Origin of the sequence: Antrihabitans stalactiti, from assembly GCF_012932915.1 — a bacterium.
Lineage (GTDB): Bacteria > Actinomycetota > Actinomycetes > Mycobacteriales > Mycobacteriaceae > Antrihabitans > Antrihabitans stalactiti.
Genome location: NZ_VCQU01000004.1, coordinates 148,852 through 161,952 on the forward strand (window position 1 = coordinate 148,852; position 13,101 = coordinate 161,952).

Annotated in this window: 15 protein-coding genes and 1 other RNA gene; 3 read left to right on the forward strand and 13 right to left on the reverse strand. The window is 62.9% G+C overall.

What is annotated here, in order from left to right; genetic code table 11:
• Positions 1-9: 9 nt before the first annotated feature.
• A complete protein-coding gene (locus FGL95_RS13000; protein ID WP_169587373.1) occupies positions 10-657 on the reverse strand; it encodes a TetR family transcriptional regulator in 648 nt (215 codons plus the stop codon).
• 125 nt (positions 658-782) lie between these two features.
• Here FGL95_RS13000 and FGL95_RS13005 point away from each other — a divergent pair, with 125 nt between their 5' ends.
• Positions 783-2,228 (forward strand): cytochrome P450, encoded by a 1,446-nt coding sequence (locus tag FGL95_RS13005; RefSeq protein WP_169587375.1) that lies wholly within the window; start codon positions 783-785, stop codon positions 2,226-2,228.
• Positions 2,225-2,437, forward strand: a complete 213-nt coding sequence (locus tag FGL95_RS13010; RefSeq protein WP_169587377.1) for a ferredoxin — start codon at positions 2,225-2,227, stop codon at positions 2,435-2,437. Before FGL95_RS13005 ends, FGL95_RS13010 begins: the two co-directional genes overlap by 4 nt.
• Here FGL95_RS13010 and FGL95_RS13015 read toward each other — a convergent pair.
• The 10 genes from FGL95_RS13015 to prfB all read right to left on the reverse strand — a co-directional run bounded on the left by FGL95_RS13015 (position 2,409) and on the right by prfB (position 9,969).
• The gene (locus FGL95_RS13015; RefSeq protein ID WP_169587379.1) at positions 2,409-3,125 is read right to left on the reverse strand and encodes a maleylpyruvate isomerase family mycothiol-dependent enzyme; all 717 of its coding nucleotides are present in this window, start codon (positions 3,123-3,125) and stop codon (positions 2,409-2,411) included. The genes FGL95_RS13010 and FGL95_RS13015 overlap by 29 nt on opposite strands.
• A gap of 158 nt (positions 3,126-3,283) precedes the next feature.
• Entirely contained in the window at positions 3,284-4,129 is an 846-nt protein-coding gene (locus FGL95_RS13020; protein ID WP_169587381.1) for a class I SAM-dependent methyltransferase, read from the reverse strand.
• Between the two features lie 145 nt (positions 4,130-4,274).
• Positions 4,275-4,648: a transfer-messenger RNA gene (gene ssrA / locus FGL95_RS13025) on the reverse strand.
• Between the two features lie 48 nt (positions 4,649-4,696).
• The gene (locus tag FGL95_RS13030) at positions 4,697-5,548 is read right to left on the reverse strand and encodes a DMT family transporter (RefSeq protein WP_169587383.1); all 852 of its coding nucleotides are present in this window, start codon (positions 5,546-5,548) and stop codon (positions 4,697-4,699) included.
• A gap of 8 nt (positions 5,549-5,556) precedes the next feature.
• Entirely contained in the window at positions 5,557-6,030 is a 474-nt protein-coding gene (gene smpB / locus FGL95_RS13035) for an SsrA-binding protein SmpB (RefSeq protein WP_169587385.1), read from the reverse strand.
• A 66-nt stretch (positions 6,031-6,096) separates the two neighbouring features.
• On the reverse strand, positions 6,097-7,002 hold the full coding sequence (ftsX, locus tag FGL95_RS13040) for a permease-like cell division protein FtsX (protein WP_169587387.1): 906 nt from the start codon (positions 7,000-7,002) through the stop codon (positions 6,097-6,099).
• Positions 7,003-7,046: 44 nt separating this feature from the next.
• Complete coding sequence (gene ftsE, locus FGL95_RS13045) at positions 7,047-7,736, reverse strand: cell division ATP-binding protein FtsE (protein WP_169587388.1); 690 nt, start codon at positions 7,734-7,736, stop codon at positions 7,047-7,049.
• A 42-nt stretch (positions 7,737-7,778) separates the two neighbouring features.
• Positions 7,779-7,952 (reverse strand): Rv3103c transmembrane domain-containing protein, encoded by a 174-nt coding sequence (locus tag FGL95_RS13050; protein ID WP_169587391.1) that lies wholly within the window; start codon positions 7,950-7,952, stop codon positions 7,779-7,781.
• Entirely contained in the window at positions 7,949-8,854 is a 906-nt protein-coding gene (locus FGL95_RS13055) for a mechanosensitive ion channel family protein (protein ID WP_169587393.1), read from the reverse strand. Before FGL95_RS13055 ends, FGL95_RS13050 begins: the two co-directional genes overlap by 4 nt.
• Positions 8,851-9,969, reverse strand: a complete 1,119-nt coding sequence (gene prfB, locus FGL95_RS13060; protein ID WP_169587395.1) for a peptide chain release factor 2 — start codon at positions 9,967-9,969, stop codon at positions 8,851-8,853. Before prfB ends, FGL95_RS13055 begins: the two co-directional genes overlap by 4 nt.
• 147 nt (positions 9,970-10,116) lie before the next feature.
• Here prfB and FGL95_RS13065 point away from each other — a divergent pair, with 147 nt between their 5' ends.
• Positions 10,117-10,611, forward strand: coding sequence for a carbonic anhydrase (locus tag FGL95_RS13065; protein WP_169587397.1), 495 nt, complete (start codon positions 10,117-10,119; stop codon positions 10,609-10,611).
• Positions 10,612-10,633: 22 nt separating this feature from the next.
• On the opposite strand, the gene FGL95_RS13070 is transcribed toward FGL95_RS13065, so the two are convergent.
• Both FGL95_RS13070 and FGL95_RS13075 read right to left on the reverse strand, forming a co-directional pair.
• On the reverse strand, positions 10,634-11,380 hold the full coding sequence (locus FGL95_RS13070; protein WP_169587400.1) for an IclR family transcriptional regulator: 747 nt from the start codon (positions 11,378-11,380) through the stop codon (positions 10,634-10,636).
• Entirely contained in the window at positions 11,377-12,846 is a 1,470-nt protein-coding gene (locus tag FGL95_RS13075; protein WP_169587402.1) for an APC family permease, read from the reverse strand. Before FGL95_RS13075 ends, FGL95_RS13070 begins: the two co-directional genes overlap by 4 nt.
• Positions 12,847-13,101 lie beyond the last annotated feature (255 nt).

Below are 13,101 nucleotides of genomic sequence, written 5' to 3' on the forward strand. Positions count from 1 at the left end.
AAATCGACACTACGTGTCTGCCGTGCCACCCTCCGGCAGGTAATACGCGCCGAGGATGGCACCGAATCCGACGATATCGTCGATGATTTCGGCGGCCTCGGCTTCGAAGACCCCGAAACGCCACGCTGTCACTAGCTCCAGGACACCGCCGACCGCGATCAACACGCTCCGACGAAACTTGGTTTCATCGATGCCCGACCGGAGGCGGCCCGTCGCTCCAGCCACGACGACGTCGGTCACGGTGATCAGCAGGTCGCGGCGGCGACGTTCAAGCACGGCACTTCCGGCATGATCGCCGAACAGAATTTGCGCTCTGGGTGGATCGAGCGCGACGCCGAAAACCACGCTCGTCACTGCTTGGCGCAGTACTTCGAGCGGATCACCATCCGGATCGGCGGTCAGCGCAGTCGACAACGCCGCGGTCATGTCGTCGCGGACCTGATCCCATACGGCCGCGAGGAGTGCGTCTCGGTCGGCGAAGCTTTCGTAGAAGTAGCGGTCGATCAAACCCGACCGAGCGCACACGCCGCGCATGGTTACCGATGCCCAGCCACCCTCGTCCCATATTTCGGCAGCGGCCTCGAGGAGGCGCGCGCGACGCTCGGCTTGCCGCTGCGCCGCCGTTCTGCCACCCCAAGTCTGCGATTTCGCCGTCACGGTCCCATCTTGACAAACGAGACGAGCAGGCACCTAATTGAAGGCAGTCGCCATCACTTTGGAGGCGGCTGGGAATGGCATGTGTGCGCACAGTTTTCGCAACGACGCGAAAGGACCGCGAATCGATGATCCCCGCCGTGCTATGGAAGGCGAAGGCCGCCGGAATACGCCTGACCGAGCTCTACCCGTCAGCCGCTCGACCACTCGCCGACCCACCCCCTGGCAGCGGACTGAAGCCCGTGATGGGCGATTTCGGGCCACCGTTGCTCGGCCACACCCTCGGCGTGCTTGTCGATTCGCTTGGCGGCGCCCGCCGCAGCTTCGACAAGTACGGATACGTGCTGTGGCACGGCCTCATGGGGCGACGGGTAGTCATGGTCGGCGGTCCGGTGGCGACCGAAGCGGTCCTACTCGACCGCGACAAGGCGTTCTCCGCCGAAAAGGGCTACGGGTTTCTCATCGGTCCGTTCTTCCGCGGCGGCATGCTGCTCCGCGACTTCGATGAGCATCTGTATCACCGGCGGATCATGCAGCAGGCCTTCACTCGTCCGCGGCTGATCGGCTACCTCGATCTCACGACGCCAGGTATCCAACGCGGGCTGAGCGACTGGAAGCCCGCCAAACAGTTCCCGCTCTACACCTCTGCCAAGAAGGTGCTGCTCGAGCTTGCCACCGAAGTATTCATGGGCAGCGAACTCGGACCCGAAGCCAAAGTCGTGGAACGCGCCTTCGAAGACGCAGTCCAGGGCGGTCAGGCTGTCGTGCGCGCAAACGTGCCGGGCGGCGTCTGGGCGCGCGGTCTACGTGGGCGGCACGTCCTGAAGAACTACTTCCGCCGCGAACTGCCGGCCAAGCGTGCGGGCGACGGAACCGACCTCTTCAGCGTCTTGTGCCGTACCAAGAGTGAAGAGGGGCACACGTTCTCCGACGACGACATCGTCAACCACATGATCTTCGTGATGATGGCCGCGCACGACACCAGCACCATCGCGCTATCGATGATGGCTTATCTGATCGGCAAGCACCCAGAATGGCAGGACAGACTGCGCGCGGAGTCGTTCGCACTCGGAAAAGAGACGCTCGAATACGACGATCTCGAGCGCTTGCCATCCCTTGACCTCGTGTTCAAAGAGACCCTGCGCATGTACGCGCCAGTGGGCCAGCAGGTCCGAGAAGCGGTGAAAGACACCGAGATTCTCGGCCACTACATCCCTGCGAAAACGACCGTCATCATCGGCTCGTACCCGTCCATGCGGATGGAGGCATGGTGGCCGCACCCAGACGAATTCGACCCCGAACGATTCGCCGAACACCGACGCGAAGACAAGGTCCATCGCTTCGCCTGGTCGCCGTTCGGCGGCGGCGCCCACAAATGCATCGGCCTCTACTTCGGTGGAATGACGGTGAAGGCGATCATGCATCAGATGTTGCTGCACTATCGCTGGACGGTCCCCGCCGATTACGAGGTCCCACTCGGGTGGGGCACCGGACCCACTCCAGTCGACGGGCTGCCCATCGATCTGTTTCGGTTGACCGCGGCAGACCGGCTGTCGGCAAGGCGGACAGCATGAAGATCATCGTCGACCGCGGCCGGTGCGAAGGGCACGGTATGTGCGAATCGTTGGTCCCCGACGTTTTTCGCGTCGACGACGAAGGCTTGTCGACCCTGCTGCGCGAGACCCCGCTCGACGGCGAATTGGACGAGGTTCACCTCGCCATCGACAGTTGTCCGGTCCAGGCATTGAGCTTGACTACTGGGTCTCCTCCCCCAGTCGAGTGAGGAACGCGGCCAATGCAGCCGGATCTCCCCATGACCGCACCCCCGATCGGTCGCGATTCCACAGGTAGAGAAGCAGATTCGACGGCTCACCCGCGAAGCCGGCGTCTGCAGGCGAATCATCGGCCGCACGGTCGACGCCGTCGGTCCGCAGGGTGACGGCCCATCGACGCTTCCCGCGATCCAATTGCACTGTGCGCCCCGCTCCTTCGGCGAGTTCGGGGGTGTCACCGAAGTCGTAGGTTACAAAGCCGAGAAGCTCGTCGACGCCGTCTGCCGCTAGGTCTGCGTCGATCGCGGTCCGCTGGCTGTTCGCGAGCTCCGCATCGACTCGATGCACCGCCGTCTCCAAAGCCATTCGGCGATACCAGAACCCGACGGTTTGATCGGGCGGAAACCAGGTTTGAGTCTGTTGCCGTGGGTCACGTGCGAGGAGTTGCTCGAGCAACGCATCCCGCTGGGCTATGAACCACGCACCTGACTCCGGCGTCGTTCGCTCGTTGCTGACCGGTTCGCGATCGAGGGTCATGCACAGCACCTTGTGTTCGTAGACCTGCCCGACATGCCGGACCAGGTCCAGCGCGGTCCACCCGGGGCACGACGGAACCGGCGCTTGCCAATCACCTTCAGCAGCCTCGAGCAACAACTCGCTATCGGCGCGGATCAGTTCCAGGTATCGAGGGAACTCCATACCGCCATCCTCCCTCACCCTCGTGAGTCTTTTAGGAGTCCCTGGACTCCTAAAAGACTCACGAGGGTGAGGTAAGTCCGTCGCCCGGCCAGACCCTGTGGATCCCGCCGAACATGCGGACCCGCAACAGAAACCGAGGCGCGAAAAGCTGCGCTCGCTCAGGTGACCCGAGCCGCCACCAGGGTCTCGAAGGTGTAGGGCCGCAGGCCATCGGCGCGACCGGCGAAGTATCGCTGCTGGAGGTCTGCACGGGATGGATGGTCCATGACCTTCAGCCCGCAGCGGCGGATCAGCCTCTCGATCTCGGATACCGGCCAGCCAGGCTGAAGAGGCTCGCCGACAGAAGCCGCGATCGGTGTGTAGATACGGGCGAATTCCGTCCCCACGTCGTCGAGCGCACAGTCCTCGGCCCGATAGGAGAACACCACCTCGGAACCGGGGGCAGCCGCCGCGATCGTGCGCAATCCCGACTCGATCGCCTGTGCCGTCAAATAGGGGGCGACGCCCGTCCAGCAGAACATCGCCGGCTGCGCCCAGTCGAACCCGGCCGCGCCCAGAGCATCCTGAACCGGTCCGGCCTCGAAATCAGCCGGCACGAATACCTGCGAGTCGCTGAGCGGCAGGCCGAGCTCCCCGACCCGCTGGACCTTCCAGGCCTGGGAGGCAGGGTGATCGACCTCGAACACCGTCAGCGAGCCGAGCAGATCCGGCCGCCGCCACGCGAACGAGTCAAGCCCCGCGCCAAGAATCACGTACTGCGTGAAGCCGCCGGCAGCCAGCCGGTCCTCGGCGTACCGGCTGCGGGTGCAGACAGCCGCGCGGGATTCGAGACGGACCGGGCCGGGGAACAGCGGATCGTATTGGTCGCGCAGTTGCTGCCACACCGGGCCGACAAGCACCAGGGCCAGCGCATCGTCCAGTACCCACGGCGACGCCGTCTCCAGGCGAAGCAGTCCACGGGATATGGCCGCAAACATCGCCGTCCTGCTTGGCGCGCTTTCCATGCGATCCTCCTCGCCGGCGAGAACCCAGCATGCCGACTCACGCTGCGCACTTCACAGGATGCGCCCAAAGTGCCCAGGCCACCCCATCTGCGGGTAATCGGCGCGTGAAAAAGCCCCCTGACCTGGAATCCAGATCAGAGGGCCTCGGTGGAGCTGCCGGGAATCGAACCCGGGTCCTCTGCCGAATCTCCAGGGCTTCTCCGTGTGCAGTTCGCTATGTCTCTACTTGGATCTCCGGGTCTCGCGAACAAGCTCGGATGACGATCCCAGTCGCTGTTTGATGTCCCGCACGACTCCGCGACCGAGTCGATTGGTAAATCCCTCTAGCTGATGCCAGTACCCGGACCGAGGGCGAGCCCGGACTGACAGACACGCTCTAGGTGCTGTTAGGCAGCGAGAGCGTAGTCGCGCTGATTGGAATCGGCGCTTAATTGGTTGCAATGACGCTTACGGTGGTCTCTTGCCTGCACCGACACGCTTCCCCTGAATCAACGTACAAAGTCGAAACCGTTCAGCCCCGTACGCTCCGGCACCATGCCGGACTATCTATCTTACCGCACTCGATGCTCACGAGCCCGCGATTAATCCGACCGCAGCGAGGGCGAGCACCATGCCGAATTGCTGTGACCGCCCGACTCGTTCGCCGAGCATCACCATTGCGAGCAGCACCGTCGCAGCTGGGTACAGCGACCCGATCACGCTGACGAGCGAGAGCAGTCCGCCGTGGAATGCATACAACAGCGCGGCGTTCGCAATCACGTCGAGGACGCTGACGTAGGCCGCGAGCCGCAGCGGTTCACCGCGTGGCGGCTTGAACTGGGCCGTGACCAGCGCGACAACCCAGACGACGGCAGTCGCTGCGATTCGCGAGGCCAGCAGTGGCCACAGGCCGCTGTCGCCGTCGATCTTGTGCAAGAAGATGAAGGCGAAGGCGAACGCCACCCCGGACCCGACCGTCAACCATGCGACGGTCCGGCTGAATCGCAGCTCGCGACCGCCGGTGATCTCTTCGGTCGTGTCGTCGGGCGATTCCTTGCTGACCAACACCACCGCAACCAAGGCCAATGCGATTCCTGCGAACGCCAGAAGGCCGGGGCGCTCTCCGATCGCCAACCCGACCAACACAGGAATCCCAGCAACGAGAACCGCCGTCAAGGGTGAGACGACAGCCATCGGACCCGACGCGAGCGCGAGGTAGAACCACCACACGGCGAGCCCGCCCGCCACGCCGGAGCCGAGCCCCCACAGCAAAGACTCCGTCGTGACCGTTCCGCCCACAAAAGGCGCCGCGATCAAAACCAACACGACCGACAGCGGGTAGGACACGATCACGATCCGCAATGCGGCAACGCGTCGCGACGCAACTCCCCCGATGAAATCGCTCACGCCGTATCCGACGGCGGCAACGAGCGCAAGCAAAATCGATGTCAGCGCATGCCCTTGATACGACGACCAAGCTCACGCGTGACCTCACGCTCGGCGTCTCGTTTGGCCAGGTCCTGGCGCTTGTCGTAGTCCTGCTTACCGCGAGCCAGAGCGATTTCGACCTTCACCTTGCCGTCCGAGAAATACATCGACAGCGGGACCAACGTCTGGTTGCCCTCGCGCGTCTTACCGACGAGGCTCTCGATTTCGCGCTTGTGCAGCAGCAACTTCCGGGTGCGTCGCGGTGAGTGGTTCGTCCAGCTGCCTTGGGTGTACTCGGGAATGTGCAGACCGCGCAGCCAGACCTCGCCGTCGTCCACCGTCGCGAACGCATCGACCAACGATGCGTGACCTTCGCGCAAGCTCTTCACTTCGGTGCCGACGAGCGCGATGCCGGCTTCGTAGACGTCGATGATCGCGTAGTTGTGCCGCGCCTTGCGGTTGGTCGCAATGACCTTGCGACCTTTCTCCTTCATGGTGTGCCCTCCGGGCTTGTGCGCGATTTTTACCCCTGCGGGGGTAAGACTCGCGCACAGTTGTGGTTATTCCCGCACGTACAGCCGCAGCGTGATGTACGCGGTGATCGCCGCGAACCCAATGCCACCGACCGCGAGGAACGGCGAGATCAACAAAATATCCCAGCCCGTCACTCGTGCGAATACGTTGTTCTTGTACAGCTCGCCTAGTGCATCGTCGATCACCAGCGGCTTCGCTACGAGCAGTCCGACGAGCGCAAGAACGAAACCGAACAGCGCGGCGACGACCGCCTCCAAGAGGAACGGCAACTGCGTGTACCAGCGGGTCGCGCCGACGAGCCGCATGATGCCGACCTCGGCTCGGCGAGTGAACGCCGCGATCTGCACCATGTTCGCGATCAACAGCAATGCCGCCAAAGCTTGGACCAGTGCCATCGCGAAGGCTGCGTTGCGGAGTCCATTGAACACGCTGACCAGTCGATCGACGAGTTCTTTTTGGTTGAGGATGTTGTGCACGCCCGGTCTGTTCTCGAATTTTTCGAAGATGACGCCGTAGCGGTCGGGGTCGCTCATCTTGACCTTGAGCGACGCGGGCAACGCTTCGTCGCTGATCAACTCCGCGAACTCGGGCTGATTCTTGAAGGTGTGCTCGCGCGCATCCTTCAATGCATCGGCCTTGCTCAAATACTGGACGCTGACGACGCCGGGGGTCTGCTCGAGGTCGGCGCGTAGACCTTTGCAGACGTCCTGCTCACAGTTCGGGTCGGAGGCGGATACATCGTCGGTCAGATAGATCTGCACCTCGACCCGGTCGAGGAAGAACTCTTTCGTCTTGTTCGCCATCTGAACCGCAAGCAGACCACCGCCGAACATTGCCAACGAGATTGCTGTAGTGAGAATCATGGCGAGCGTCATGGTGATGTTTCGGCGCAGGCCTCGGAAGACCTCGCTGAAGATGAAACTGGCGCGCATAGGAAATTGCAGTCCTTAAGTCGGTGCAGCCGAAGGTGTGTTGGCTATCTGCCGACGCCGTAGACGCCGTGAGCCTCGTCGCGGATCACCTTGCCAAGATTCAGTTCGACCACCCGCCGTCGCATCGAGTCGACGATGGTGTTGTCGTGAGTTGCCATCAGCACGGTCGTGCCCGTGCGGTTGATGCGCTCGAGGAGCAGCATGATGTCTTGGCTGGTATCAGGATCGAGGTTGCCGGTCGGCTCGTCGGCCAGCAGCACCAGCGGCCGGTTGACGAACGCTCGCGCGATGGCGACCCGCTGCTGCTCACCGCCGGAGAGTTCGGTCGGCAAGCGGTCTGCCTTACCGGACAGACCGACCAGCTCGAGCACCTCGGGCACCGTCTTCTGAATTGCCGATCGTGGCTTGCCGATCACCTCTAGCGCGAACGCCACGTTCTGCTCGACCGTCTTCTGCTGCAGCAGCCGGAAGTCCTGGAAGACGCAGCCGATTCGCTGCCGAAGCTTGGGTACGCGTCGTGCCGACAGCTTGTTCACATGGAAGTCCGCGACCTTGATATCGCCGGACGTCGGCGACTCCTCTTTCAGCAGCAGGCGGATGAGCGTCGACTTTCCCGAGCCTGACGAACCGATGATGAAAACGAATTCGCCCTTGTCCACCTCGATACTCACCTTGTCCAAGGCAGGCCGACCGGATGCCTTGTAGGACTTGGTCACATTCTGGAGGCTGATCACGGGGAGCCAGTTTAGCTTCACGGCGCAGTAGCGCCGGGACCTCTACTTCGGCGGTGTTGTCGGGGCCGGTGTAGTGACCGTTTCCGACGTCTTCAGGAACGGAATCTGCACTACCGGGTCGATAGGTCGCTCCGGTCGGACGAGGACCCACAGGGCGAGCGTCACGAGCCACGTGACGATCAAGATGATCGTCGACCGCCGCATTTTGACCTTCACTCGGATTCTCCCGCCGCGTCGATCGTGCTCAACGGTGTGTTGGCCACGTTGGCCGCTGCGCCGTCCAATCCTTCTCGCCGTAGGGCTGCGGCGATTCGGATTCGCAGGTCACGACCGACCTGGAACTGCTTGCCGGGCAACGTGCGCGCCACGACGCGAATATTCACTCGATCGAGTTCGATGCTTTCGATTCCCATCACGCTCGGTTCGTCGAGCAGCAGTGCTTGCAGCCGCTTCTCTTTGTAGGCCTTCGCACCCACATCACGCAGAATCTCGCTCACGTGGTTGACGTCGGCCGAGGCAGGGACCGGAACGTCGACGACTGCGCGCGCCCAGTCCTTCGACAGGTTCGTCACCTTGACGATCTGACCGTTCGGAACGGTGATGACCTCACCGTCGGTGGACCGAAGCTTGGTGATGCGCAAGGTCACGTCCTCGACGGCACCGCTCGCAGGCTCGGAAGCATTCGCGACATTGATTTCGACGACGTCACCGAACCCGTATTGGCGCTCGGTGATGATGAAGAACCCGGCGAGTATGTCCTGAACGATGCGCTGCGCACCGAAACCCAGAGCAGCACCGAGGACGGCCGCGGGCGCCACCAGACCGTTCAGCGAAAAGCCCAGACGCTGGAGCACTTCCATGCCGATCAGGATGTAGGCGACGGTCAGCAGCACCCAGCTGAGCACTTGAGCAAGCGCGTGCCTGTGCTTGCTGGCCTCCGACCGGACCAGCGCGTCGCTGTGCGTGAAGCTCTGGTCGATCTGGTTGGTGATGTGGGTCCGGATCCACACGACGAAGCGGCTCAGCAACATCGCCCCGACGATCAGGAGAATTACCTCGAGGCCGTCGTCGCGGAGCCAATCGGTGATGTCGGTGGTCGGCGCTACGCCCAGTTTCATCCGCTCGCCTGATCGCTCATGCGCCAGCGGATGCCGGACTCGAGGAAGCCGTCGATGTCGCCGTCGAGGACCGCCGACGGGTTGTTGACCTCGTACTCGGTGCGCAGGTCCTTGACCATTTGGTACGGGTGCAACACGTACGACCGCATTTGGTTGCCCCACGAACTTCCGCTGTCGCTCTTGAGCGCGTCCATCTCGGCGCGTTCGTCGAGCCGCTTGCGCTCGAGCAGCTTGGCCTGCAGCACCCGCATCGCGGACACCTTGTTCTGCAGCTGCGACTTCTCGTTCTGGCAGGTGACCACGATCCCCGTGGGGATATGGGTCAGCCGGACCGCGGAGTCGGTCGTGTTCACGCTCTGCCCACCAGGACCCGACGACCGGTAGACATCCACGCGAAGGTCGCCCTCTGCGATGTCGATGTGGTCGGTGGTTTCGACAACCGGCAGCACCTCTACCTCGGCGAAGGAGGTCTGCCGGCGACCCTGATTGTCGAACGGACTGATCCTGACGAGCCGGTGGGTGCCTTGCTCGACCGACAACGTCCCATAGCTATAAGGAGCCTTGACGGCGAAGGTCGCGCTCTTGATTCCGGCTTCTTCGGCGTAGGAGGTGTCGTAGACCTCGACGCCGTAACCGTGCTTCTCGGCCCATCGGATGTACATACGCATCAACATCTCGGCCCAGTCTGCCGCGTCGATGCCGCCTGCGCCGCTTCGAATGTTGACGAGTGCGTCACGCTTGTCGTATTCGCCGGACAGCAAGGTCCGTACTTCCATGGCTTCGATGTCGCCGTGCAGCGCGGTCCGCTCGGCGTCGGCGTCGGCCAGTGCGGTCACTGCCGCGTCGCCTTCTTCACCCTCCGCCAGTTCGTAAAGAATGGGCAGGTCGTCGAGCCGTTGCCGGAGTTCCTCGACCCGTCGCAGTTCGCTCTGCGCATGCGAAAGCTGGCTGGTGACCTGCTGCGCATACTCCTGGTTGTTCCACAGCGAGGGGTCGGCCGCCTGGTGCTCGAGTTCGTCGATGCGCCGGCGCAGCTCTTCCACATCGAGAACCGACTCGATCGTCTTGAGCGTTGTCTCGAGTTCGGCGAGGTCGGCGATTACGTCAGGATGCACGATGGTCAAGGTTACCGGGGCTCGCTGAGCCCCGTAACCGCGCGCGGCGTCGCAACCGTTGTGATCACGCTGCGCAGATAGGTCGACGCAGCTCATCGCAGGATCCACGCTCTCATATGCCTGAGTCCGCATAAGAGGAGATTCACCGTGACTGTCACCGATGAGTACTTGTCGAATAACGCCGAATACGCCGCACAATTCAACGGGCCCCTGCCACTTCCCCCGAGCCGCAACGTCGCCGTCGTCGCCTGCATGGACGCACGGCTCGACGTCTACCGCATCCTCGGCCTCGCAGAAGGTGAAGCCCACGTCATCCGCAACGCCGGTGGTGTCATCACCGACGACGAGATCCGCTCGCTGGCCATCAGCCAGCGCCTGCTCGGCACCAAGGAGATCATCCTCATTCACCACACGGACTGCGGGATGCTCACCTTCACCGACGACGACTTCAAACGCGGCATCCAGGAAGAGACCGGCTTGAAGCCCGCATGGTCCGCCGAGGCGTTCCCCGACCTCGAAGAGGACGTTCGCCAGTCACTGAAGCGAATCGAAGCCAATCCGTTCGTCACCAAGACCGAATCGCTGCGCGGTTTCGTGTTCGATGTCGCAACCGGTCAGCTGAACGAGGTCAAGGCCGAGTAGAGCTGAGAACACCGAGCGCACTTCAATAGAGGAGCGGTCCGAGCGACATCGCGCAAGCTCGGGCCGCGTCGATGTGCGTGAGAATGGCGTCCTTTCGACTGGACGGTCCCGCGAGACACAATGCGCCGCGAGTCGTTCCGTCGAAGTCGAGGATTGGCACAGCGGTACAGGTGAGCCCGTCTGCGAGTTCGTCGATCTGGATTGCGAATCCCACTCGTCGTAGTTCGTCGAGATGGGAGCGTAGTGCGCTCAGGTCGGTGACTGTATGCGTGGTCAGCCGTATTAGCTTCTTGGGCAATGCATCTCGCCATGACGGGCTGTATGCGAGTAACGTCTTGCCCGCCGCGGATGCGTGTAGGTGGCGAACGAGTTCACGCTCAGCCTGAATGGGATGGTCCGGGTCGGCGTCGAGCACGCGGAGCGCCCCTGCGTGAAAGTCGATCACGTGCACGGCGAATCGCACTGATTGGCGCAACTCGTCGAGAGCCGAGCGCGCCGCGAACGGCACCACCGGCACCGACGCGGCGGTGATCAGTCCGTCGAGTCGCGCGCCGAGCCCGAACCCGCGCAAGTCCGACGTTCGCACCACATACTCGTCGGCAACGAGAGCGTTGAGCAGTCGGTAAGCAGTCGCTGTCGGCATGTGAAGCGCGGAGGCGATTTCCTTGGCGGACACGCCGAGTCCGAGGACCGCGATCGCTTCGATGATTCGTAGCGAATTCGACACAGCAGACGGATGATGCCGCGAAGGGTCACGCAACGGGCTCATCGGAACGTCGGCGCGCGCAATAGGTCCGCGCGTTGTGTCTCGTCGTAAATCCCGACTGCCAGCAGCCTCGCGGGCAGGAGTGCAGCAAGCACCGCGGTGTAAATCCCCGCGAGCACGAGAATCACTCCGTAGACCACGATCATCCGATTCCCGTCGCGCACGGTCGAAACTGCCGTGTTCGCTGCGAGGACCAGCAGCGCGACCGTGGCGACGGTGCCGATCACCCACACGTACACACTGCTTTCGCCTATTCGCCGCAGCAGCACCGGGGCCGCAACGCAGGCAGTGAGGTAGCTACCCAGGTAGCCACACGCGCTCAGGGTGAGGAACATTCGAAGTCCGTCTTCGGCGCTCACACCGAGAAGCAACGCGGCGACGGGGACCGCCACCACAATCGCCATGGCTACAGCTATTGCGAGCGCTGGAGTGCGATACCGGGAATGTAAGCGCCCGAACGCGGCCGGGGCTACTCCCTCTCGTCCCATACAGAACAGCACACGAACCAGGGCGTTCACGGACGCCAAGGTGCACGCGAAGAACGACGCCGCGATTCCCGCGTCCAACACCGCAGCCAACGTCGCCGAACCGTCCGACAGCAGCAACTCGACCAGCGGCGTGGAGCTGGAGCGCACCGACTCGGGGGCAGCGTAGAGCGCGATCGCTTGCACGGGTACAGCGATCAAGTAGATCACCGCTGCCGCAACGGGGGTCCATCGGATCGTTCGCGGGATCGACAGAAATGGTTGTTGGGCTTCACCACTCAACGCCGTCGAACTCTCGAACCCGACAAACGCACTGACGGCGACGACGATACCGACCGCCAAGACCTGGAAATCTCCATCCCAGCGCAAAGCAGGCGCGATCGGCTCGCCAGAGCGATGCCCGGTCGCCAACAGCGCCAGAATCGCGAGAACCATTGCTATTGAGGCACATTCCACAGCCAGCGTGACCAGCGCCGACATTCGAATGCCACGGATCATCACCAGGCAGGCGGTCAGCGCTGCGAGGACGGCGATGACAACGATTGCCGCCGTAGGTGTGTCGTCGGCAATGCCGATGCTGACGGCGACATGAGCGAGATATGCGCCGACGGCAATCAAGCCGGCCATGGCCACTGAGCTGTAACCGACGATCGCTGACCACCCTGTCGGGACAGCAACTTTCGGGCCGAGACCGCGCGCAACATAGCTGTACAGGCCGCCGACCGACGCCATGCGCTGAGCCATCGGACGGATGCAGGCGGATACGAGCAGTGTCACCAGCGCCGCGCAGACGAAAGCAACGAACGCTCCTCCACCGCCTGCCGCGCCGATCACCAACGCAGGCGTGACTCCTGCCGTCCCGGCGGGCGCGATCGCAGCCACCGACTGCGCGAACACAGGCACGAAGGGCAGCCGACGACGCGGCAATCCGCTGACCGGTGAGGTGTCGACAACCAACGGATTCTCGCGTGGCGAGGCCGGCATCGCCACCACCCTTCAGTCATCGACCCGAGATGCAGTCAGCGTCGAGCCGCACAATGACCGATGCATGAACGGTTTGTTTCCGTCATGTTAACTAGGTCGAGAAAATTGCGGTCGCAATTTCTCACCAAACTTTGCAACGACGTCTGCCGGTCGTCACATCGCACAACTAGGTTCGAGAGATCAACGATTGATCGGTCCGACCGCGACGCCGCACCCGGGAGCCGAAATCGATTGCCACCCTCTATTTTCGCCTGC